24 protein-coding genes and 1 tRNA gene are annotated in these 21,247 nt (G+C 29.2%); 12 read left to right on the forward strand and 13 right to left on the reverse strand.

All coding sequences use genetic code 11. The features are described from left to right. Positions 1-155 precede the first annotated feature (155 nt). Positions 156-770 carry a trimeric intracellular cation channel family protein gene (locus FIA58_RS04260; RefSeq protein WP_140960405.1) on the forward strand — a complete coding sequence of 205 codons (615 nt, stop codon included), beginning with the start codon at positions 156-158 and terminating at the stop codon, positions 768-770. On the opposite strand, the gene FIA58_RS04265 is transcribed toward FIA58_RS04260, so the two are convergent. Next, complete coding sequence (locus FIA58_RS04265) at positions 739-1,320, reverse strand: non-canonical purine NTP diphosphatase (RefSeq protein ID WP_140960407.1); 582 nt, start codon at positions 1,318-1,320, stop codon at positions 739-741. The two genes, FIA58_RS04260 and FIA58_RS04265, sit on opposite strands and share 32 nt — an antisense overlap. Further along, positions 1,320-2,198: a lysophospholipid acyltransferase family protein gene (locus tag FIA58_RS04270; protein ID WP_140960409.1), complete on the reverse strand. Its 879-nt coding sequence runs from the start codon at positions 2,196-2,198 to the stop codon at positions 1,320-1,322. The genes FIA58_RS04265 and FIA58_RS04270 overlap by 1 nt, the downstream gene beginning before the upstream one ends. Positions 2,199-2,282: 84 nt before the next feature. Here FIA58_RS04270 and FIA58_RS04275 point away from each other — a divergent pair, with 84 nt between their 5' ends. Both FIA58_RS04275 and FIA58_RS04280 read left to right on the forward strand, forming a co-directional pair. Next, complete coding sequence (locus FIA58_RS04275) at positions 2,283-2,924, forward strand: rhomboid family intramembrane serine protease (RefSeq protein WP_140960411.1); 642 nt, start codon at positions 2,283-2,285, stop codon at positions 2,922-2,924. Between the two features lie 46 nt (positions 2,925-2,970). Beyond that, the gene (locus tag FIA58_RS04280) at positions 2,971-3,666 is read left to right on the forward strand and encodes an SIMPL domain-containing protein (RefSeq protein WP_140960413.1); all 696 of its coding nucleotides are present in this window, start codon (positions 2,971-2,973) and stop codon (positions 3,664-3,666) included. A 54-nt stretch (positions 3,667-3,720) separates the two neighbouring features. Here FIA58_RS04280 and FIA58_RS04285 read toward each other — a convergent pair. The 7 genes from FIA58_RS04285 to FIA58_RS04315 all read right to left on the reverse strand — a co-directional run bounded on the left by FIA58_RS04285 (position 3,721) and on the right by FIA58_RS04315 (position 10,160). Beyond that, positions 3,721-3,801 (reverse strand) — tRNA-Tyr (locus FIA58_RS04285). Between the two features lie 166 nt (positions 3,802-3,967). Then, positions 3,968-5,092, reverse strand: a complete 1,125-nt coding sequence (locus tag FIA58_RS04290; protein ID WP_140960415.1) for a redoxin domain-containing protein — start codon at positions 5,090-5,092, stop codon at positions 3,968-3,970. A 130-nt stretch (positions 5,093-5,222) separates the two neighbouring features. Next, entirely contained in the window at positions 5,223-6,632 is a 1,410-nt protein-coding gene (locus FIA58_RS04295) for an MBL fold metallo-hydrolase (protein ID WP_140960417.1), read from the reverse strand. A gap of 60 nt (positions 6,633-6,692) precedes the next feature. After that, positions 6,693-7,478 (reverse strand): sulfite exporter TauE/SafE family protein, encoded by a 786-nt coding sequence (locus FIA58_RS04300; RefSeq protein ID WP_140960419.1) that lies wholly within the window; start codon positions 7,476-7,478, stop codon positions 6,693-6,695. Next, positions 7,478-8,110, reverse strand: coding sequence for a Crp/Fnr family transcriptional regulator (locus tag FIA58_RS04305; RefSeq protein WP_140960421.1), 633 nt, complete (start codon positions 8,108-8,110; stop codon positions 7,478-7,480). The genes FIA58_RS04300 and FIA58_RS04305 overlap by 1 nt, the downstream gene beginning before the upstream one ends. A gap of 129 nt (positions 8,111-8,239) precedes the next feature. Beyond that, positions 8,240-9,244: an SIMPL domain-containing protein gene (locus FIA58_RS04310; RefSeq protein ID WP_140960423.1), complete on the reverse strand. Its 1,005-nt coding sequence runs from the start codon at positions 9,242-9,244 to the stop codon at positions 8,240-8,242. Between the two features lie 19 nt (positions 9,245-9,263). Continuing rightward, a complete protein-coding gene (locus tag FIA58_RS04315) occupies positions 9,264-10,160 on the reverse strand; it encodes an SIMPL domain-containing protein (protein WP_140960425.1) in 897 nt (298 codons plus the stop codon). Between the two features lie 143 nt (positions 10,161-10,303). On the opposite strand from FIA58_RS04315, the gene FIA58_RS04320 reads away from it, so the two are divergent. From FIA58_RS04320 to FIA58_RS04350, 7 genes are all read left to right on the forward strand, one after another. After that, positions 10,304-11,227, forward strand: coding sequence for a hypothetical protein (locus tag FIA58_RS04320; RefSeq protein ID WP_208022752.1), 924 nt, complete (start codon positions 10,304-10,306; stop codon positions 11,225-11,227). Then, complete coding sequence (locus FIA58_RS04325; RefSeq protein ID WP_140960429.1) at positions 11,227-11,784, forward strand: hypothetical protein; 558 nt, start codon at positions 11,227-11,229, stop codon at positions 11,782-11,784. The genes FIA58_RS04320 and FIA58_RS04325 overlap by 1 nt, the downstream gene beginning before the upstream one ends. Then, positions 11,784-12,344 carry a hypothetical protein gene (locus FIA58_RS04330; RefSeq protein WP_140960431.1) on the forward strand — a complete coding sequence of 187 codons (561 nt, stop codon included), beginning with the start codon at positions 11,784-11,786 and terminating at the stop codon, positions 12,342-12,344. The genes FIA58_RS04325 and FIA58_RS04330 overlap by 1 nt, the downstream gene beginning before the upstream one ends. Further along, complete coding sequence (locus tag FIA58_RS04335) at positions 12,328-12,495, forward strand: hypothetical protein (RefSeq protein ID WP_165928845.1); 168 nt, start codon at positions 12,328-12,330, stop codon at positions 12,493-12,495. The genes FIA58_RS04330 and FIA58_RS04335 overlap by 17 nt, the downstream gene beginning before the upstream one ends. Further along, entirely contained in the window at positions 12,464-12,685 is a 222-nt protein-coding gene (locus tag FIA58_RS04340; protein ID WP_140960433.1) for a prefoldin domain-containing protein, read from the forward strand. The genes FIA58_RS04335 and FIA58_RS04340 overlap by 32 nt, the downstream gene beginning before the upstream one ends. A 122-nt stretch (positions 12,686-12,807) precedes the next feature. Beyond that, positions 12,808-13,929 carry a vWA domain-containing protein gene (locus tag FIA58_RS04345; protein ID WP_140960435.1) on the forward strand — a complete coding sequence of 374 codons (1,122 nt, stop codon included), beginning with the start codon at positions 12,808-12,810 and terminating at the stop codon, positions 13,927-13,929. Between the two features lie 151 nt (positions 13,930-14,080). Beyond that, positions 14,081-15,538 carry a sigma 54-interacting transcriptional regulator gene (locus FIA58_RS04350; protein WP_140960437.1) on the forward strand — a complete coding sequence of 486 codons (1,458 nt, stop codon included), beginning with the start codon at positions 14,081-14,083 and terminating at the stop codon, positions 15,536-15,538. Positions 15,539-15,614: 76 nt separating this feature from the next. Here the strand turns inward: FIA58_RS04350 and FIA58_RS04355 are convergent, their stop codons facing one another. Beyond that, a complete protein-coding gene (locus FIA58_RS04355; RefSeq protein WP_140960439.1) occupies positions 15,615-16,544 on the reverse strand; it encodes a hypothetical protein in 930 nt (309 codons plus the stop codon). Between the two features lie 313 nt (positions 16,545-16,857). On the opposite strand from FIA58_RS04355, the gene FIA58_RS04360 reads away from it, so the two are divergent. Continuing rightward, entirely contained in the window at positions 16,858-18,462 is a 1,605-nt protein-coding gene (locus FIA58_RS04360) for a class I SAM-dependent methyltransferase (RefSeq protein ID WP_140960441.1), read from the forward strand. A 35-nt stretch (positions 18,463-18,497) separates the two neighbouring features. After that, positions 18,498-18,866: a YchJ family protein gene (locus FIA58_RS04365; protein ID WP_140960443.1), complete on the forward strand. Its 369-nt coding sequence runs from the start codon at positions 18,498-18,500 to the stop codon at positions 18,864-18,866. Between the two features lie 183 nt (positions 18,867-19,049). Here FIA58_RS04365 and FIA58_RS04370 read toward each other — a convergent pair whose 3' ends face one another. From FIA58_RS04370 to FIA58_RS04380, 3 genes are read right to left on the reverse strand one after another with little or no spacing between them, the layout of a single operon-like run. After that, entirely contained in the window at positions 19,050-20,096 is a 1,047-nt protein-coding gene (locus FIA58_RS04370; RefSeq protein ID WP_165928846.1) for a D-alanine--D-alanine ligase, read from the reverse strand. Beyond that, the gene (locus tag FIA58_RS04375; protein WP_140960445.1) at positions 20,089-20,769 is read right to left on the reverse strand and encodes an NRDE family protein; all 681 of its coding nucleotides are present in this window, start codon (positions 20,767-20,769) and stop codon (positions 20,089-20,091) included. Before FIA58_RS04375 ends, FIA58_RS04370 begins: the two co-directional genes overlap by 8 nt. Continuing rightward, positions 20,757-21,245 (reverse strand): DinB family protein, encoded by a 489-nt coding sequence (locus tag FIA58_RS04380; protein WP_140960447.1) that lies wholly within the window; start codon positions 21,243-21,245, stop codon positions 20,757-20,759. Before FIA58_RS04380 ends, FIA58_RS04375 begins: the two co-directional genes overlap by 13 nt. Positions 21,246-21,247 lie beyond the last annotated feature (2 nt).

A 21,247-nucleotide genomic window follows, 5' to 3' on the forward strand; every position in this document is an offset into this window, starting at 1 on the left:
GTAGCTTTAATTAATCGGATAAACTAATTTGTTTGTAATTGATTTACAAATGATTGCGTTTTTAATTAAGGGTATTGAGAATAAAAATTGACTTACAATATAGAAATATTAATTTTAAATGTTATTTATTGGGTATTTTTGTCAGAAAATAGTATATGATTGAATTTATTGATATAATTGGAACATTAGTGTTTGCAATATCTGGAGCTTTAACTGCTATTTATAAAAAACTAGATTTATTTGGAGTGTATTGCATTGCTTTTGTTACCGCTTTAGGTGGAGGAACCTTGAGAGATATTTTGATTGGAAATGCACCAGTAGGATGGATGCTGGACTTGAAATATATTGGGATAATTTTTATAGGTTTTTTACTTTCGATTCTGTTTAATAAATATTTAGAAAAGTTAAGGATTTCCTTATTTTTATTTGATACAATTGGTTTTGGTGTTTTTACATTGATTGGAATTGAAAAAGGGATTGAATATCAATTACATCCAGTAATTTGTGTTGTATTAGGTACTTTAACGGCTACTTTTGGAGGTGTAATTCGAGATATACTTTGTAATGAAATTCCAGTCTTATTTCGTAAAGAAATTTATGCTACCTTATGTATTTTGGGAGGGATTTTGTTTTTTATATTGCAAGAATTAAATGTGAATCAAGATGTATTGTATTTGGCTACTAGTAGTTTTATTATTAGTATTCGAATGATAGCGTTTAAGTTTAATTGGAGTTTGCCTACTGGGAATGCTTTTCTAAAAAAAGGATAAGTTGATTAATTGCTTTTGCTCTATGACTATAAGTGCTTTTCTCTTTCATACTTAGTTGAGCGAAGGTTTTATCTAATCCATTTGGTTGGAATATAGGATCATAACCAAAACCTTGATTGCCAGTTTTTTCTTTTGTGATTATACCTTCAGCAATTCCTGTAAAAAGATGTTGATTGTTATTTATATTTAACGCTATAACTGTTTTGAAATTAGCTTTTCTATTGGATGAATTTTCAAGACCTTCTAGTAATTTCTTCATATTGTCATCAGCATTTTTTTGTTCTCCTGCATAACGAGCAGAATAAACTCCAGGGTCACCATTTAAAGCATTTACTTCTAATCCAGTGTCATCAGCAAAACAATTGTATCCAAATTTTTCTGTTACATAATTGGCTTTTAAAATAGCATTTCCTTCAATTGTAGAAGCGGTCTCGGGAATATCTTCATAGCAACCAATGTCTTCTAAACTCAAAATAGAAATAGTATTGGGAAGCATTTGTTGAATTTCTGCTATTTTATTTTTATTATTTGAAGCAAATACGAGTTTCATTATTTTTTATTTTTTTTATGTTTCCAGCGTTTGTGAGTCCATAAGTAATATTCTGGAGCTTCGTAAATTTGTTCTTCTATTTTTTTAATAAATGCTTCAGATATTTCATAATTAGGTACAGATTTAGCATCTTCTGTCATTATTTCTATGGTACCCTCGTAATATCCTCGTTTTATTTTTTTTGTTTTTAAAAAAACTACATTCATATCCAGTCGTTTAGCTAAAAGTTCAGCTCCTACATGTATAGGTGTTTCAATACCCATGAAAGTAAACCAATGCGATTTTAAAGAAGACTTGGGTGATTGATCACTAGCAAAGCCCCAAATTCCTAAAATTCCCTCTCTATGATTTTGCTCGGCTATGGAAATAGTTTCTTTGGTTGTGATTAAAATTGCTTTGAATTTCGAACGTATGTCATGAACTAGTTTGTCAAAATACTTATTAGCTATTTTTTTATAAATCCCATATCCGTTAAAAGTGATGTAGTAGTTCATTGAAATAACCCATTCATAACTTGCATAATGTCCGCAAAGCAAAGCAATACTTTTTCCTTTTTTTTCTAGATCTAATATTACGTCTAAGTTTGTGAATTTATAATGTTTTTCAATTTCTGATCTTGATATAGTCATAGTTTTTATCATTTCTAAAAACATATCACACATATGTGAATAAAATTTCTTCTCAATTTGTTTTCTCTCTTCGAATGATAAATGAGGTAATGCCATTGCTATGTTTTCTCTCACTGTTTTTTTTCTGTAACCAATAATTCTATATACCAAAAAACAAACAAAATCAGAAAAAATGTAAAGTAAACGGAATGGTAAAATAGATATTAGGAATAGAATGGGATATAATAAAAGATATACGATTAATTGCATATTATTTTTTTTACAAATATACTTTTTTAAAATAATAAGGAAATACCCAAAGTATTATTAAATTTACAAAAAAATAAAAAATTAATGGATATACTTTTAATAGCTGTAATTGGAATAACAGCATTAGTTAGCTACAAAGGATTTAATGATAATGATTTTTTTAGAAAATATGAGTTTCATATTGGTAGAATTAGATCAGGAGAACAAATTAGAATGATTACTTCTGGTTTTCTTCACTTAGATTTTATGCATTTACTTTTTAATATGTTTACCTTGTATTTTTTTGCTCCAATAGTTTTGGATTATTTAGGTAATATTTATTTTTTGTATATTTATTTAGGAAGTATGATTGCAGGAAGTTTACTTACTTTATATATGCATAAGAACGATTATTCTTACAGGGCTATTGGTGCTTCTGGTGCTGTAACAGGAATTATTTATAGTTCAATTTTATTGTATCCAGATTTGAGTTTGTATTTTTTCTTTATTCCAATTCCAATTCCAGGATATATTTTTGGAATAGGTTATTTGTTGTATTCAATTTATGGAATGAAAGCTAAGAGAGATAATATTGGACATACAGCTCATTTTGGAGGAGCAATAGGAGGTTATTTAATAACTTTAATAAGGCAACCTTCATTGTTTGAATCTAATACTAAAATGGTTGTTTTATTAACGATACCTATTGTAGTTTTATTTTATATGCATAAAACAAATAAACTTTGATTTGGCACGTATTTTGATTTGAACTATAATAAAAATTTTAAAAACCATGAAAAGAACAATTTTAACATTAGTAGTAGTACTTACAACGATTATGAATCAAGCACAACAAAACAATATTAATTCAATAGCACAAGTTACCGTTTCAGGTGAAGGAAAGATTAAAGTGACTCCAGATGAAGCGATAATTACTGTTGGTGTAGAGTATACAGGACAGGATGCTACTGAGGTAAAAAAGAAAAATGACGAGACGGTAGATCAAGTAATTAAAACAATTAAGAAAAACGGAATTCCAGTTTCAGATTTTCAATCACAGCGAATTTCGTTGTATAAAAACTATGATTATCAGACTAAAAAGAACAACTATGTTGCGAGTCAAACTATTTCAATTCATTTAAAAGATTTATCAAAGTATGAAGCTTTGATGGTGGATTTAGTAAATAGTGGAATTAATCAAATACAAGGAGTAGAGTTTAAGAGTTCTAAATTGAAACAATATGAAACAGAAGCGAGAAAAAAGGCTGTTTTAGATGCTAAAATGAAAGCTGAGGACTATGTAGTTGTTTTAGGACAAAAAATAGGTAAAGCCATTTTAATTTCAGATACGACTCAATCTAGTTTTCCTCAGCCTATGTATAGAAATGTAATGGCAAAAAGTTTAGAAATGGCAACTCCTAATGAAACTTTAGCTATTGGTGAAATTGATGTAATGGCTAATGTTACTATTAGTTTTCTATTACAATAAAAAAAATAAAAAGGTGGAATAAAAAAAAGCATCAAGATATTGATGCTTTTTTTGTGGGGAGAGCAGGATTCGAACCTGCGAAGTTTTCACAGCAGATTTACAGTCTGCCCTCGTTGGCCGCTTGAGTATCTCCCCAGCCTGCCGCTATTTTGACTTAGCGATGGCAAATATACTATTGTTTTTTATATTCCCAAATAAAAATTAAGCTATTTTTTTAATTAATTTGTAACTATTTGTAAATGAAAAGTATAAAAAAATCTCCCTAAGGAGATTTTTTAAATTTTATCTAAATTTAGATGAATTATTGTCCTAATAGCTCAATGATTTTAGCTTTAAGTTCATCACCTCTTAAGTCTTTTGCTACAATATTTCCCTTTCCATCTAGTATAAAAGTAGCAGGAATAGATTTTACATTGTATTGTTCTGCGATAGGATCTTGCCAAAACTTTAAGTTAGAAACGTGATTCCAAACCAAACCATCATCTGCAATTGCTTGTTTCCATTTATCTGCGTCTTTATCTAAAGAAATTCCAATGATATTTAAACCTTTTTCATGTAGCTCATTGTACATTGCTACAACATTTGGATTTTCTAGACGACATGGCTTACACCAAGAAGCCCAAAAATCTATAATTGTTACTTTTCCTAAAGATTCTTTTAAAGAAATTGTTTTTCCTTCTGGAGATGGAGCACTAAATTCTGGAGCTGGTTTTCCTATTGTGATAGCAGTAGCTGCTTCAATTGCTTTTTTGATGTTTTTTGCATGTTTATTCTCAAGTAGAGATTTGTCTAACTTGTCATAACTCTTTTGAACTTCATCAATTTCTGCTGTTTGGTTATTGATAAAGCTTTCAAGTAATAAAAGTGAAATGTATGATTTTGGGTTGTTTTTTACAAAATCTTTTGAAAAAGTATTCATTTCTTCTTGAACAACTTTGTATTCTTTCATAATTTTGTTAATAACGACAGTGTCTTGTGCTTGTTGAGCAGCTTGCATTTTTTCGTTATTATCTTTTTGAAATTGCATCATTTTTTTCCCAAAAGAAGCAGATTTATCATTAAATTCTTGGAATTTTTCATTATTGTAAGTACCACTAATTTTTGATTTTTGTAAACTATCTTTATCAAAAGTAATTTCAGTTTTACCTTCTTCAAATACAAATGGAATACCTTGTTGAGAGCCTTCTAATTTAATAATTGCAATATCGAGGTCTTTTACTTGTCCTTTGAATTCAAATTTCCCATTCTCTACAATAGCAGTATCTTTAGAGATAGGTTCTCCCATTTCTCCTTGTAATTCGATAAACATTTTTTTTCCATTTTCTACACCTTTTGCAGTTCCGGTAACAATGTATTGATTTTCTATAGCTTTTTCACATGAAATAAAAGCAAAAACGCTAGCTACTAATACTAAAATTTTCTTCATTTATATTTTTTGTTTAATTTGTTCGCAAATGTATTTAATTTATAACATTTTAGATGTGATTTAAGATTAAAATTTTCATAAAAAAGTCAGGCATAAGACCTGACTTTTGCTAAAAATAGATTTTTAATCCTTATTTTAAAGTAGAAGGACAAACATAATTAGTCAAAGGAATATTAGTATGTCTTATACCAGACATTCCTTTTTCTACATTTATCATGTTGTGATAACCTCTGGATTTCATTATTGAAGCCCAAATAACAGATCGATATCCACCAGCACAATGTACATAAAATGGTTCGTTTTTTGGAATTTCAGCTAAATGTTCATTTATGAAGTCTAATGGGATATTTATGGCTTTTTCCACATGTTCAGCCGAAAATTCTCCAGGTTTTCTAGCATCAATTATTTTTGCTTCTTGGAAAACTTTTGCAAACTCTTCTGGTGTTGTTGAATTAATGGAATCGATTTCATAACCTGCTTTTTTCCAAGCTTCGATTCCACCTTCTAAATAGCCTAAAGTATTGTCAAAACCAACTCTTGAAAGTCTAGTTACAGTTTCTTCTTCTTTCCCTTCTGGAGTAATCAATAAAATAGGTTGTTTCACATCTCTAATCAAAGCACCAACCCAAGGTGCAAACTGACCATGTAAACCAATAAAGATTGAATTAGGGATGTGTTCTTCTATGTAATCATATTCATTTCTTACATCTAAAATTACTGCTTCAGTTTGATTTGCAATTGCTTCAAATGTAACTGGTGTTAATGGTTTGTTAGCTTTTTCTTTTACACTATCTAAACTTTCATAACCTTGTATGTTCATCATTACATTTTGAGGAAAATAGGCTGGTGGAGGTAATAATCCGTCTAATAATTCAGTTTTGAATTCTTCCAATGTCATATTTTCTCTTAATGCATAATTCGTTTTCTTTTGGTTACCCAAAGTATCAGTAGTTTCTTTACTCATATTCTTACCACAAGCACTTCCTGCTCCGTGATTTGGATAAACTATTAAATCATCGCTAAGAGGCATTATTTTATTTCGGAGAGAATGAAATAAATACTCAGCTAATTTATCTTGTGTTAAATCCTTAACTAACTTTTGAGCTAAGTCGGGTCTTCCTACATCACCAATGAATAAAGTATCACCAGTTATAATTCCATGGTTTTTGCCATTTTCATCTGAAATTAAATAGCAAGTACTTTCTAAAGTATGCCCTGGAGTATGAATGGCTTTTATAGTATAATTTCCAACCTTAAATTCTTGATTATCTTCAGCAATAATGGCTTTAAAGTTAGGTTTTGCTGTTGGACCAAAAACAATATTTGCTTCTGTTTTTTCGGCCAAGTCTAAGTGTCCAGAAACGAAATCTGCATGAAAATGAGTTTCGAATATATATTTAATTTTTGCATTGTCTTTTGAAGCTCTATCAATATAGGGTTGGACTTCTCTAAGTGGATCAAATATAGCTGCTTCACCATTATTTTCTATGTAATAGGCAGCATGGGCAATACAACCTGTATAAATTTGTTCTATTTTCATTTCAAATAAATTTTATGATACAAATTTACAAATAATAAACTTTAAAGGAAGTAACATGCGTTACATTAATTCTTTAAATGTGATTACAAAAGCCATTAGTAGTACGAAATAAGCGAATCCTTTTTTTAATTGCACTTCATTAATGTATTTACTAATGTAAGTACCGGTAAAAATACCTATCATAGAAATTATAGAAAAGGGAAGTAGGAATTTCCAATCGATCTGAATGTTTTGTAAATCACCTAAAAAACCAATTAATGAATTCATTGCTATTATAAACATAGAAGTACCTACTGCCTTTTTCATAGGTAATTTCGTAATTAATAATAAAGAAGGAATAATTAAAAAGCCACCACCTGCACCAACTAAACCTATAATAATACCGATAGTAATATTTTGAATAATTATTTTGGCTAAATAATGTTTTCTCGTTACTTCTTTTAAATTTACTTTAGGTTTTTTTATCATCGATAATGCAGCAAATAACATAATAATAGCAAACAAAAGCATTAAAAAAGTATTCCTTGTTAAAGTTAGAGTGTCATTCTGAAAAATTATATTTGGAATATTTGATACAATGTATTTTCTAGTCACAAAAACACCAATAAAAGATGGAATTGCAAATAGAAAACCAGTTTTAATATCAACTAATTTTTTTCTGTAATTTAATGTAGCTCCAAAAGCTGAAGAAGTACCTACAACAAAAAGGGAATAAGCAGCACTTACAACTGGGTTATAACTCATTACATATACTAGTAAAGGAACCGTTAGAATTGAACCACCACCACCTGTTAAACCTAAAATTATTCCTATAAAAAAAGCTCCTATATATCCAAAAATTTCCATTAAAGTGCTACTATTTCTATTTTGTTTCTATGTAGTTTTATTTTACCTTGTATTTCTAAACTTTTTAATAACCTTGAAATAACCACTCTAGAGGTATGCATATCATATGCAATTTGTTGATGTGTATTATTGATTTCTGTATTTCCAATAACTTTAGCTTTATCTGTAAGGTACTTGTACAAACGTTCGTCTAAGTTCATAAAGGCTAATGTGTCAATTGCTTCTAACATTTCATTTAAACGGATGTTATAACTTTCAAACACAAAATTTCTCCATGTCTTGTATTTGGTCAACCATTCTTCCATTTTTTCAACCGGTATCATAAGCATAGCACCATCATTTTCAGCAATGGCTCTAATTTTACTTTTTGATTTTCCCATACAACAAGTTAAGGTCATAGCACAAGTATCGCCTCTTTCTAAAAAATAGAGTAGTAGTTCGTCACCATTTTCATCTTCTCGCAAAATTTTTATAGCGCCATGAAGTAAAAGAGGCATTGATTTGATGTAATCACCTATTTCAATTAAGTACTCTTCGGCTTTGAATTCTTTATATATAGCAACTTTTTCAATTTCAAGTAATAAGGCTTCTTCGAAGATATAACCGTAGGCTTGTTCTAAAATTTCTTTCATTACAGATTTTTGGTAAAGATACGTTTAATATAAGGTTTAGGTATGTTACTTTTGTTACACAAAAAGCCTAATTCCTTTAAATAACGAAATTAGGCTTAAAATTTTAAAAACAATAATTTTTTATAAAGATTACAAGTTTAATGGTTTCACATCACCATTTGCAGTCACTATATAATAACGATTGTTTCTTATGATTGTATTTTTTGGTAATTGATCTTCTTTCAATTTAATTCGAATCGTTAAATCATAGAATATTTGAATTGTTGGTTCAGTTATGTCAGCATTTACAACAAAAGTGTGTGTTTTTGATAAGGCTGAATCGTAAAATTGAGTATTATTTTTTCGAATATTATTCACAGTACTAGTTGACTCAAAATTTATGCTAGCTTGGCTGTAAGCCGAATAACTTCTATAACTTTCCATTGGGTAAACCGTATTATAACCTTCTGTTAAAGATTTTTCTTTTTTAAACAAATCCGTATTCATTATAGTAGAATAATTCGTTAGCATTTGTTTGTATTCTTCTGCTGCTTTTGTTTGTAAAACATCTCTAATATGATCTAAATTACTAGTTACATAGTCAACTTTTGCTAAGTCATATATTTCTTGTTTGGCACAGAAATTCATGATAGTATTCAAGTCATTTGTTTTTTTGAATTTTATAATTAGATTTTTTTTCAGTTCAAAGCCAGAAGGTTTTTCATTGTAGGTTTTTGGATTGAAAATCTTTTTTTGAATTTCATAATCATACATCGGAACAAATGAAATCATGTCTATAATGATCTCTATTTCTGGATTGAATGCTGTAATCGCTTTGGTAACGGCTTCTAATCTTGTATCCATCAAGTTTGTAGTTTCTTCTGCTGTTTTACCAATTTGAAGCACACTAAAAACCGCTCTTTGTGAAGTAGCTTTTTCATTATAAATACCTTTGATAGTAATATACATTTCATTTTCATTACCGGTCGTGGTTTGAATGGTACTGACTTGATTATTTTGGTATTGATTTTGGTAATTGTAATTACCACTTGCCATTTTTGTAGCCGATTCAGCGTTTGCATTTCCAGAATGTTGAGCAAAAAGTGTTGTGTTTAATAACAATACAAGAGCAAAAAATGTATTTGAAGTTTTCATAATATGGAGTTTTAAAAATTTATAATGATGTATCTAATTTGTAGGTGATTGTAAGAGTCAATACATATTGAATTCCAATTTCTGAAGCTGATTGGTTAAAAACTATATCAATAGCATCACTTTCAACTCCTTCATAATAATAAGTTGTATTCTTGCGAGTCATTTTTTTTATAAAGTTTTGATTGGAATTTCTATAATTGGTCTCTATTTCAGAAGTATCAAAAGCTTGGTATTTCTTGTATTGTGTTTTTGGAAAAAAAATAGAGAAGTCTTCACTCGCATTTGGTGTTCCAACTATTCGTTTTCCAAAAGTTTTTAAATACAAGTCTTTTTTAGAATCAGCAATTTTTATAGCTTCTTCAAATAAAAAAGTATGTTTTTCTAAGACATCATTATTACGATATTCAACTGTAATAATATCATAGATTTCAAATTTAGAAGCAGTAGTGATAATTTGTTCAATACTAGCACTTTGATTACTTGTAATAATGATATTCTTTTTTATTTCAAATCCTTTTTGGAACTCATCTGCTTGATTTTCACCAACAGTATAATCGTACACTTTTGTTTGTGAAATAAAATCAATATAAATGTTTTCTTTTTTTATTTTTAGTTTCTGAATGTCATTTATAAAACCGTCTATTCTTTTATTAATTAAATTATTACATTCAGCAACAGTTTGTGCTTCTTGATTGGTGCCAATTACTAAAGTAAAAGAATCTGCTTTTTCATTTAATAGTACTTTCACTTGCATCGTTAAATGATTGTCGTTTATTGAAATTGTATTTCCAATTGAGGTTCCATTTTGTTTTCCGTAACTCTTATTCGTATTTGTCGAGAAGACTTGATTGCCACTAATTTGAGCAAAAGTCATACTCTCAAAAAGAAGTAAAAGATAAAATAACTTTGTTTTCATTTTATATTTTTTTAATGATTATGAAGCAAACCTATAGCTATGTTTAAAATGAGTTTTAGTAAAACCACTGTGTAGTAGATGTAATGATTTTTCAGTACTTTTACAGTCGTTTTACAGTAATAAATAGAAGTGTAAAACTAATTTTGCTAAGTATAATTATGACAGATATTGCTGTTTTTTATGAATTAAAAAAAAGTGTTTTAGAACGCTATAAAAAACGCTATCCGTATTTTGATGGAAATTGGAAAACCTTCTCTGCACAAGATATTTTAAATCTTATAGATGATGTTCAAGAGGAAACAAAAAATAGTGTTAGTGAAAAATGGATTTATACCCATTTAAAACCAGAAACCAACGAAAAGTTACCTAGAAAAGACCTATTGAATATCTTTTCGCAATATGTAGGAAAAAGTAGTTGGGACGAATATAAGTATGAATTTGGGAAACAAAAACCAGAATTTAAAAAAAGGGTTTCTAAACCAAAATTTAAAAACAATATGTACTGGTTTTTAGGATTGTTACTTGTTTTTATTCTTGGATTTGTTTTTTGGAAGTTTGTATTACAATCAGTTAATACCAAAACCATTCAATTAAAAGAGCAATATACAAATGAGCATGTAAATGAAAAAACTACTAAAGCTTTTGTAATAGAAGATTCCTTGGAAACTGAAATTCCTATTGAAAATTCAAAAATTAAAGTAAAAGAAAATTCAAAAATTATTGTAAAAAACCCTCTTTTTAAAGATAAAAAAGTTGATTTAGAAAAAAATCCTAAAACAAATACAGTTTTACTTGAACCAAACGATTATGCTTCTATCTTGCAAGGATTTATTAAAAGTGATATTAAAGATTGGCAAACTAGAAAAATACAATTGCAAAAAATACTCCATGATAACGTTGAAGTTATTGTGATGTTAAAAAATAATCTAGGAGCTGAATATTTTAATAAGGAAGAGTTTTCTCAGAAATTAATTATTCCAACAGCTTCGTTAAAAAAAATGCAAATTGTAGAAGTAAAAAATGACGCAACGAATCAAATAACATTCATCCGCTTAATTCAAGAATAATGAAAAAGAGTTTGTATATCCTTATATTTTTTCCATTTTTTTTGATAAGCCAAAATGCGAGTCAAAATAAAGAGACTGTTTCTGAAAAGACTACTAAACTATCAGTTATTGAAAGGCAATTTTCAAAACCAGTAGTTTTGGCTTATCAAAATCAAGCTATCAATACTATTAAAGATTTTTATAATTATATTAATTTATATAAGGAAGTAGAACGTTCTTTAGCTTTAGAAAAAGAAATAGATCAAAGTATTGAAAATTTATTTTTGAATACAGCAATTACCTTAAAAAATGTATTTAAAGATGCTGATAAAACTATTCCCTTAAATGAATTCCTAACAAAATGTAAAGCACAATCTGTTTCTATATTAGTTAGTGATTTTCAAGAAAACAATACTGTTTCTGATACTTTTTTTACATTTCAATATAAAATGAATGTAACGGTAGATAACAAAACCACTAACTATATTGTCAATCAAAAAGTATATTTTTTTCCAAGTGAAAAACAATTTGGTAAACAAAATAAACAGGTTTGGCAACTAAAATTAGGTGAAATGTAATGCGATACAACAAACATAATTTTCATAAACATACCTTTTGTGAATTTCAAGAAGTAAATGCTTCAGATATAGAAAATCTGAAATTAAATTTCAAAAGTAAATCGGGAAGTAGTTATTATTTTACAGAAAAAGGTTTGTATCGTTTATCAAATCATTGGGGAAGAGCAGCAAACTGTAGATGGAGATTGAAACCAATTTCAAGTTCAAAAACAAATAACTCAGATGCTAAAATTGGATATGCAAATTGGACCGATTTCTATCCTAATAATGACAAAGAAAAATTATTTTATGTCGAAGTAAATTGGATTACCAATGAAGTTATTTTTCAACACAAAAATAATCCCAATTTTCAAGAACATTTTATGGTTAGAGATGCTTTGGCTACAGCCAAAAGAATCCAAATTATAAGAGAAGTACTTTTAGAAACCAATTGGTCAAAATACCTTACTTTTACAGATTTAGAAGTATTGCGTAAAGAAATAGTAACTTTATTGCTAACGACAGACGAAACATTTATTAAAATCAAACAAAATTTTAACCAAAATGGGACGAAGAAATGAAACCAACAGACAAGCACACAAAAAGAAAGTGGTTGCCAAAAAGAATCGAGAAAACGAAGCAAAACAACTCCTAAAAGAAAAACGAAAAGCCATTATAACACAATTTAATCAAAACCATAATGAATCAGGAACAACTGACACAACTACATAACGAAATTCAAACTATAATTGATGCTATGGCTGTAAAAGAACTTAAAACGGCTAATACTAAATTGGTAAGCGTAAGTGATACTATTGATGACTTAATTGACACTACAGAAGATGATGAAATGTTAGTCGAATTAGGAAAATACCAAGTAATGTTAAATCATTTGCATATCAAATTGAATGCAGCTGAGTAAGATTTCAATGTCAAAAATCAATTTCAATTTCAAAAAGAAAACCATCAACTAAAAAAACCTTTAACTAAAAATTAATATTCGTTACTTCAATTGGCTTTGTAAGTTTTCATACCTTTATGTCAATGAAGAAGAACGATTACACCAGTGGGTTTCAGTTTACCAAATTTGAAGCACCCTTTCAAACTCCTTTTGAGAAATTATTTCCCATTTTTAAGGAATTAATCACGCATACCTCAGGTGATTTTGATGAAGCCATTGATTGGTTACGCCAATTGGATGTAGAGTACCAATTAACCACACCTGAATATACAATTGATGATTTTATTGAAGATTTAAAGAAAAAGGGATACATCAGAGACGAAACAAAACCAGATGGTTCTGGTGGAATGGCAATTACTGCAAAAACTGAGAGAGCGATTCGGCAACATGCTTTGGAACAAATTTTTGGTAATCTAAACAAAGCAGGTTCTGGAAATCATAAAACCAAACAATCTGGAAAAGGTGATGAACAAACAGGTGATTTGAGAGAATTCCAATTTGGAGATTCAGTAGAACAAATTTCTTTAACCGAAAGCCTTAAAAATGCACAAATTAACAATGGAGTAGGTGAGTTTATGCTTACCGAAAAAGATTTGGTAGTAGAAGACCATCACCATAAATCCCAAATGAGTACGGTGTTGATGATTGATATTTCACACAGCATGATTCTCTACGGAGAAGATCGAATTACTCCAGCCAAAAAAGTAGCCATGGCTTTAGCGGAATTAATCACCACTCGTTATCCAAAAGACACTTTAGATATTTTAGTTTTTGGTAACGACGCTTGGACCATTAAAATCAAAGATTTACCTTATTTACAAGTCGGACCTTATCATACGAATACGGTTGCTGGTTTACAATTAGCAATGGATATTTTACGAAGAAAAAGAAACACCAACAAGCAAATTTTCATGATAACAGATGGAAAACCGAGTTGTGTGCGCGAAAAAAATGGTGAATATTACATGAATAGCAACGGTTTAGACCAATATATAGTTGATAAATGCTATAACCAAGCCGCTCAAGCTAGAAAATTACATATTCCAATTACTACTTTTATGATTGCCAAAGATCCTTATTTGCAAAAATTTGTCAATTATTTCACAGAAGCCAATCAAGGAAAAGCGTTTTATACTGGTTTAAAAGGATTAGGAGAAATGATTTTTGAAGATTATGAGAGTAATAGGAAGAAGAAGCTTCGTTGAGGAAGTGATTAGTATTTAGTTGTCGGTTTTCAGTTTTCAGTTCGAGCGGAGTTGCAAATAATAAATTGAAAACCAAAATTTTAAAAATTTTCATAATTTCTTAAATCAGTGTTCCAAAAAGAAGATTAAATAATACAAGATAAAATTACATATGAAAGATATAAAAACATTAGGCGAATTAAAAAAATCAGGGTACCAACCTAAAAATATAAAAGACGAATTACGAACGAATTTACGCAACAAAATAAAAGCAGGTGATACTACTTTTGAAGGCGTTCACGGATTTGAAAACACGGTAATTCCTGAATTAGAAAGAGCTATTTTATCGCGTCATAATATTAATTTACTAGGACTTCGTGGTCAAGCCAAAACCAGACTAGCTCGTAAAATGATTGAATTGCTAGATGAATATATTCCAGTTGTGGAAGGTTCGGAAATTAATGATGATCCATTAAATCCTATTTCTCGTTTTGCCAAAGAATTGATTGCAGAAAAAGGGGATAAAACTCCTATAACTTGGTTGCACAGAAGTGAACGTTTTTATGAAAAATTAGCTACACCTGATGTAACTGTTGCCGATTTAATTGGTGATGTTGATCCTATAAAAGCAGCCAATCTAAAATTAAATTATGCTGATGAAAGAGTGATTCATTTTGGAATGATTCCTCGGGCGCATCGATGTATTTTTGTCATCAATGAATTACCCGATTTACAAGCACGTATTCAAGTAGCATTATTTAATATTTTACAAGAAGGTGACATTCAAATTAGAGGTTTTAAATTGCGTTTGCCAATAGATGTGCAGTTCATTTTTACAGCCAATCCTGAAGATTATACCAATAGAGGAAGTATTGTAACTCCTTTGAAAGATAGAATTGGTTCCCAAATTTTAACACATTATCCTGAAAATATTCAAATTGCAAGAACAATTACAGAACAAGAAGCTAAATTTGATAGAGACCAAAGTGAAACAGTTTATGTACCTAGTTTAGCAAAAGACGTTCTGGAACAAATTGTATTCGAAGCTAGAGAAAGTGAATTTGTAGATGTTAAAAGTGGTGTTTCTGCCCGATTAAGTATTACTGCTTACGAAAATTTAATTTCAACAGCTGAAAGAAGAGCTTTATTAGCAGGTGAAGATAAAACAACGGTTCGATTATCAGATTTTATGGGAATTATTCCAGCAATTACGGGGAAAGTTGAATTGGTGTACGAAGGAGAACAAGAAGGTGCTGCAACGGTGGCTCAATATTTAATTGGTGATGCTATTAAAACTTTGTTCTCCAATTATTTTCCAAAAATTGAAAAATTAGAACGTGAAAGAGAGAAAAATGCTTATACGGAATTATTAGAATGGTTCTTTGCTGAAAGTGGTTTTGAATTACTAGATAATTTTACCAATAAAGAATATCAAAAGACTTTAGATGAAGTAAAACCGTTAGAAGATATCATTCAAAAGTACCAACCTGAATTTGCAAAAGAAGACAAGAATTTCTTAAAAGAATTTTTACTTTGGGGTTTAGTCGAACACGAAAAATTATCTAAAAATCGTTTGCAAAAAGGCTATCAATACAAAGATTTATATAGTAATTTTATTAGTAAACTATGATAAAAGTTTAGTTGTAAAATAATATAAAAGGGTAGTCTAAAATTTGTACTACCCTTTTTGTTTTACTTGAAAATTATTAATTTACATAATAAGCAGCAACTCTTATTTCATGTGCCGATTTTTCATTTATAGAAACAGTATATTTTTGGCTTCCATTTTGAAAATCCCAAAAATAGGATGAAGCTGGTATTGCCCAAAAATAATGACCATTCACTCTTTTTCCATAATCTGCTCCTACATAACCTCTAAAGTTCACAGGAACTGACCAAGTACTATTTAAGGGTCTCCATCTTTCTTCTAAAACAAATCGAACGCTTTGACCAGGAGCAACATTAATATTTGGTGTTCTATAATTCTCTGTAAATGTGGTGCTCTTTGATTCACCACCACCAGCAGTAGTAGATAAACTTACTTCAACACTTCCTTCCGTGACAAATGGAATGCCAACTTTGCCAGCAATCTTTAATCCAGCTGTTGCAGATACATTCCAATTAGAAGTAACAGTTCTTATACTAGAATATAAAACAAAACCACCAAGATTTTGTGTAGTATTTGTATAGTTAGTTTCCACTCTAGCGGCATATCCACTTACTTGTTGCCAATTTGTATAAGGTCCTGCTGCACCAGAATAACCATTACCTACAAACCTACGTTCAGTAACCCAATTTTGTCCTTGATTAGGATTTGTTCCACTTCCTAGTTTTACATCATTAACACTTACGTTTTTAGGAACATCATTTATACTAATTCGATCATTAAATCTTTGCTTAGCAAAACTTTCATTGAGAAATTGTCCTAAATTAGATAAGTCATTTCGTGTAACCACAGTCCAATCAGAATAAGCAGTTTTAGAAACTGTAGCAACCTCATTTGCCTTTCTTCTAGAAATGTAGGTTTCGCTTACAGCAGAAGGGCTTGTTTGTGCATTTTCTAAATCTTCATTTTTTTCACAACTTACTATAAGAATAGAAGTAATTCCAAAGAACAATAATTTAATTTTTTTCATGATTAATTTGTTTGTATTTGTTAGCCAAAATAATTTTATTTTTAGGAATAGTAGTATACAAAATCTATACATTTTGTTAAACTTTTTAGGTAATATTAAATGATTTTTATACTGATTTTGAGTAATGAATTTCAAATTATTTGAGTCATTTTATTCTATAGATACTATTTATAATAAAAACTAATTTTTAATTATTTTTTCAAATAAATAGATGCTTTTAGTTATCTCTTGTAGATTATATAAAAGAATTTAATAAAATTAATAGATATGTTTTCAATTCATTTTATTATTTTTGGGTAACAACAAAGGAAACATGACTGATAAAAAAGAATACCGCCAAAGAATTTTTCAACACTTAGACGGATTGGTAACAGCTCCTTCAGCTTTTACATTATTTAAAAAGAATATTTGTTCTTATATTCTAGACACACAGCATGTAACTTTATCTGAACTTTCCAAACAATTCAAAACCAATGAAGGCTATTTAAACATTGCTTTACGAACACTTGCTTCTCAAGGTTTCTTAGAATATAAAGTTGATAATGTAACTAATGTCGTTACTGTCGAAACAAATGAGAAATCAGCTTATGCTTTTTCATTATTCCCATTATATGAAGATGTGGTTCGATTATTAGAAGAAACCCAACTTTTTACTTCCGTAAGAATCGCTACAGATTTTATAACCGAATTGAGTGCTATTTTTTCAAAATACAAAAACAATTTTGGAATTACTTTTTCTAGTAATGAAACAGAAAGAAGTATTCAACAACAAATTTTAGTACATATTGAAGGCTTTTTGGTTGGTCCAATTGTAGTCAGTTTGGGTATGACTGGTATGTTTCATAAATATTTTATGGAAATTTCCTTTCGAGCTGAGGAGTTTCATAGAGAACCGCAAGTTTTTAAAGTGATTCTAGATTTTTTTACTTTTTTAGGTTGGTTCACTGAAAAAAATGGCAATTATCAATTTACCGATGTCGGTTTGTTTTTTGCAAAAAGAGCTACAGCTTATGGGGTTACAGTTTCTTACTTGCCTTTATTTAAAAATTTAGAAACCTTATTATTTGGTAACCCAAATTCCTTACGTGATATTGCAAAACATGAGGATGAAATTCACGTCAATAGAGAAATGAACGTTTGGGGAAGTGGTGGTGCTCATGCAACTTATTTTAAAGTGATAGATGATATCATTATAGAATTGTTTAATAAGCCTATTAATGAACAACCGAAAGGAATTTTAGATATGGGTTGTGGAAATGGTGCTTTTTTACAGCATATTTTTGAAGTAATTGAAAGACAGACTTTAAGAGGGAAAATATTAGAAGACCATCCTTTGTTTTTGGTGGGTGCCGATTATAATCAAGCGGCTTTAAAAGTTACTAGAGCGAATTTAATCAAAGCGGATATTTGGGCAAAAGTAATTTGGGGCGATATTGGAAGACCAGATTTGTTAGCGAATGACTTAGCTGAAAACTACAATATTGACTTAAAAGATTTACTAAACGTAAGAACTTTTTTAGATCATAATAGAATTTGGGAAGAACCTCAAAGAATTAAAGAAGATCGCATTAGTGTTTCTACAGGAGCATTTGCACATAGAGGAGAGCGAATTTCAAACAATAGAGTAGAAGACAATTTGTTACAACATCTTACAAAATGGAGTCCTTATGTTCAAAAATATGGCTTACTTATTATTGAATTGCATACGGTTTCTCCAAAATTAACCGCTGCTAATTTAGGAAAAACTGCTGCTACAGCTTATGATGCTACTCATGGTTTTTCAGACCAATTTATTGTTGAAATAGATGTGTTACATAATGTAGCAGCTGAAGCGGGTTTATTTCCTGATCCTGTTTATTTTAAAAAGTTTCCAGATACAGCTTACGCAATAGTAAGTATTAATTTACTAAAAGGTTAATCTCATTATATCAAAAAATTATCAAATATTTCCCAATGGATATCAATTGCTATTGTAAATCGGGTTTGTTATTTGCAGCTTGCTGTGAGCCTTTCCTTTTTAAAAATAAAAATCCAATTATTGCACTAGAATTAATGCGTTCAAGATATACTGCTTATGTACTTCATAATGCAGATTATTTAATACAAACCACACATGTTTCACAACGAAAACAGTATTCGAAGAAAGAAATTTTAAATTGGGCAAAAGCCAATACTTGGTTAAAGTTGGAGATTATTCAGGCAAAAGACGCAATAGTTGAATTCAAAGCTTATTATTTGGATGAAAAATTACAAGCGCATGTGCATCATGAAAAATCTACTTTTAAGTTAGAAAAAGGAATTTGGTATTATTTAGATGGATAATTTTATTAAAACTTACGATTAATTTTTCTTTTAGGAGCACCAAAGCAGTACTTCGTTAGAAAAACACACCCGCTATCCGTTATATCTTTTCTTTTTTCTCTAAAAAAGAAAAGGATGTCACTGCTATCGGGGCTACAAAAGACGTTTCATTTTCAAAACTCCTTTTCAAATGGTGTTTAGAAATTAAAATTTCAAAATAACATCATAATACTGATGGTGCTTTTTAAATTCTTTCAATCCATCTTTAAAACTCAAATAAGGGTTGTTGTATTCTTCATGGCTAATTTTACTAATTTCATACATATAATGAAAATGTCTTGTTAATTCTTTCCAACCATAAAGTAAAGAATGTTTCGGGTCATAGATGTGTGTAGGTTCACTCAAAGCACCATTGATTTCAATGATTTCAAAATTCCTTCCTTCAGCTAAAGCCTCATAACTTTCAAACATAATGTCCATTCGGCCAAAATAAAAACCATCAATTTCCTGACAAATTTGATTAAATGTCTCTGTTAATTGAGGAGTAATGTAATGGCTAGTGTCTATAAACTTAGAACCTCGGCAATGATTTCCATAAGGAACAAGATTCAATTGTTCTCCTTCTTTTAAAACCTGATATATTTTTTCTTTCAATTCTGTTTTTAAAACAGGTATTTGAAAAGCAAAACGAGGATTTTTTAATAATAATTCTTCCATAGTACTTTTTCCATCACCAGTTATAATTAAAAATTCTTTTTCAACTATACCTGTTATAGTACCTTCTTTTTGATTTGGATAACGAACATAAAATAAACCTATTTCTTTGGAGTAGGGAATAAGGTTTTGGATTAAATAATTAAAATTAGCTCTATTGTGATAAGCTTTTAATTCTTCCTTATTAATTATTTTTTTTACTGCAGTTCCTCTTAAACCTACATCTGGTTTTGCAATTAAAGGGAAAATAATATTTTCCAAGTGACACTTTTCGAGAATTGTATTTACAGTATCAGATTTGGAAATTAGTATGGTTTTTGGGTAATATTTTTGAGGAATTAAGTCATAAATTTCCTTTTTGGATTCCATTAAAAAACCTCCATTTCGGATAGTTGGATTGGAGGCATTAAAATAAAAAAAAGATTTTGTACGCAAAACATAATACAAATACTGAAAATATATTGGGAAATATACAATTTGATAAGGCCAATATTCCCAATTTGTTATTTTATGATAGGCTAGTTTTATACTATTCATTTGCTAGTAAATCTATGTATTTTATTTTTGAAACTCCATTAGAAGTAATCATTTGGGTGATACTAACGGTTTTTAAAATGTTGTTACGGTTAATTTGTAAACCAAAATCGGAATTTTCATTCTCTGTAAATTGATGAAAATCCATTAATTGATCTGCTGAAAGTATTTTTGTATCCTCAATAAATTGAGAAAACCATTCCTCTCTTTGTTTTCTAATTTCTTTTGAATATAGTGTAGAAGAAGACCATATATGTGGTACTTTTATATCTAATTCTTTGGTGCTTTTAACTGCTTCATTCCACTGTAATTGATACAATTTATGGTTTACATAAAGAATAATTGTGAAAGGTTCTATATTATTCAATTCAATAATACTCCATGTTGTTAAAACATCTGGAGAAGCAATTAAATCAAGAACAATTAACCCTCTACTTTTTCTATAATTAGTTTTAGGAATATGTTTTTCTGCAGCTCCATTTAGTAAAACTAATGTAGCTTCTGTAGATTGAGCAAACCAAGTACCTCCAGCTTTTTTATCTTTAGGAAAAGTAATGATTTTATTATTGACACTATATTCCTTAGGAGGAATAGCTTTTGGTCTAGCTATTTGTTCGTCTCTATTAGAAGTAATACAAAAGCCATTAGATAAAGGCACATAAGTTACTGTACACATTTTGATTTAAATTCTATAGTAGATTTAGCAATTCCAAAATTTTCAGGAAGACAAATATCCTGATATTTTAAAACAGCTACTTTTATTAAAGCTTGATGATGGATACTGTGTTCCAAATTGTAAAGTAATTCTCTAAAATAATTAGTTTGAATTGTAAAGTTAGTTTTTTGCACACCATCTTCTAATTGCAATTCTTTATTTGGAAGATCAATTTTTGCTAAAATAGATTCGATTGCTAAAATAGCTTCATTAATTGAAGTTTGGATGACTATATTTCTTTTGCGTTTATCATAATTAATAATTCCTGAGTCATAATGTTCAATTAAAGACTGATATAATTCTATGATATGACGTATATGTTCACCAATAGTTGCATTACTTAATTCTGGATTGCAAAAGGTGTATTTTTTAGAGTCTAATTGATTCAATAACATTATTGTTTCTAAAAAATTCTTTTGTATGGCAGTTATAAGCATAT

The organism is Flavobacterium jejuense, from assembly GCF_006491595.2.
Lineage (GTDB): Bacteria > Bacteroidota > Bacteroidia > Flavobacteriales > Flavobacteriaceae > Flavobacterium > Flavobacterium jejuense.

Excerpts from the sequence above, each read along its gene's own strand:
- FIA58_RS04260 (WP_140960405.1), top strand. The coding sequence starts at position 156 with ATGATTGAATTTATTGATATAATTGGAACATTAGTGTTTGCAATATCT.
- FIA58_RS04265 (WP_140960407.1), bottom strand. The coding sequence starts at position 1,320 with ATGAAACTCGTATTTGCTTCAAATAATAAAAATAAAATAGCAGAAATT.
- FIA58_RS04270 (WP_140960409.1), bottom strand. The coding sequence starts at position 2,198 with ATGCAATTAATCGTATATCTTTTATTATATCCCATTCTATTCCTAATA.
- FIA58_RS04275 (WP_140960411.1), top strand. The coding sequence starts at position 2,283 with ATGGATATACTTTTAATAGCTGTAATTGGAATAACAGCATTAGTTAGC.
- FIA58_RS04280 (WP_140960413.1), top strand. The coding sequence starts at position 2,971 with ATGAAAAGAACAATTTTAACATTAGTAGTAGTACTTACAACGATTATG.
- FIA58_RS04290 (WP_140960415.1), bottom strand. The coding sequence starts at position 5,092 with ATGAAGAAAATTTTAGTATTAGTAGCTAGCGTTTTTGCTTTTATTTCA.
- FIA58_RS04295 (WP_140960417.1), bottom strand. The coding sequence starts at position 6,632 with ATGAAAATAGAACAAATTTATACAGGTTGTATTGCCCATGCTGCCTAT.
- FIA58_RS04300 (WP_140960419.1), bottom strand. The coding sequence starts at position 7,478 with ATGGAAATTTTTGGATATATAGGAGCTTTTTTTATAGGAATAATTTTA.
- FIA58_RS04305 (WP_140960421.1), bottom strand. The coding sequence starts at position 8,110 with ATGAAAGAAATTTTAGAACAAGCCTACGGTTATATCTTCGAAGAAGCC.
- FIA58_RS04310 (WP_140960423.1), bottom strand. The coding sequence starts at position 9,244 with ATGAAAACTTCAAATACATTTTTTGCTCTTGTATTGTTATTAAACACA.
- FIA58_RS04315 (WP_140960425.1), bottom strand. The coding sequence starts at position 10,160 with ATGAAAACAAAGTTATTTTATCTTTTACTTCTTTTTGAGAGTATGACT.
- FIA58_RS04325 (WP_140960429.1), top strand. The coding sequence starts at position 11,227 with ATGAAAAAGAGTTTGTATATCCTTATATTTTTTCCATTTTTTTTGATA.
- FIA58_RS04330 (WP_140960431.1), top strand. The coding sequence starts at position 11,784 with ATGCGATACAACAAACATAATTTTCATAAACATACCTTTTGTGAATTT.
- FIA58_RS04335 (WP_165928845.1), top strand. The coding sequence starts at position 12,328 with ATGGGACGAAGAAATGAAACCAACAGACAAGCACACAAAAAGAAAGTG.
- FIA58_RS04340 (WP_140960433.1), top strand. The coding sequence starts at position 12,464 with ATGAATCAGGAACAACTGACACAACTACATAACGAAATTCAAACTATA.
- FIA58_RS04345 (WP_140960435.1), top strand. The coding sequence starts at position 12,808 with ATGAAGAAGAACGATTACACCAGTGGGTTTCAGTTTACCAAATTTGAA.
- FIA58_RS04350 (WP_140960437.1), top strand. The coding sequence starts at position 14,081 with ATGAAAGATATAAAAACATTAGGCGAATTAAAAAAATCAGGGTACCAA.
- FIA58_RS04355 (WP_140960439.1), bottom strand. The coding sequence starts at position 16,544 with ATGAAAAAAATTAAATTATTGTTCTTTGGAATTACTTCTATTCTTATA.
- FIA58_RS04360 (WP_140960441.1), top strand. The coding sequence starts at position 16,858 with ATGACTGATAAAAAAGAATACCGCCAAAGAATTTTTCAACACTTAGAC.
- FIA58_RS04365 (WP_140960443.1), top strand. The coding sequence starts at position 18,498 with ATGGATATCAATTGCTATTGTAAATCGGGTTTGTTATTTGCAGCTTGC.
- FIA58_RS04370 (WP_165928846.1), bottom strand. The coding sequence starts at position 20,096 with ATGAATAGTATAAAACTAGCCTATCATAAAATAACAAATTGGGAATAT.
- FIA58_RS04375 (WP_140960445.1), bottom strand. The coding sequence starts at position 20,769 with ATGTGTACAGTAACTTATGTGCCTTTATCTAATGGCTTTTGTATTACT.
- FIA58_RS04380 (WP_140960447.1), bottom strand. The coding sequence starts at position 21,245 with ATGCTTATAACTGCCATACAAAAGAATTTTTTAGAAACAATAATGTTA.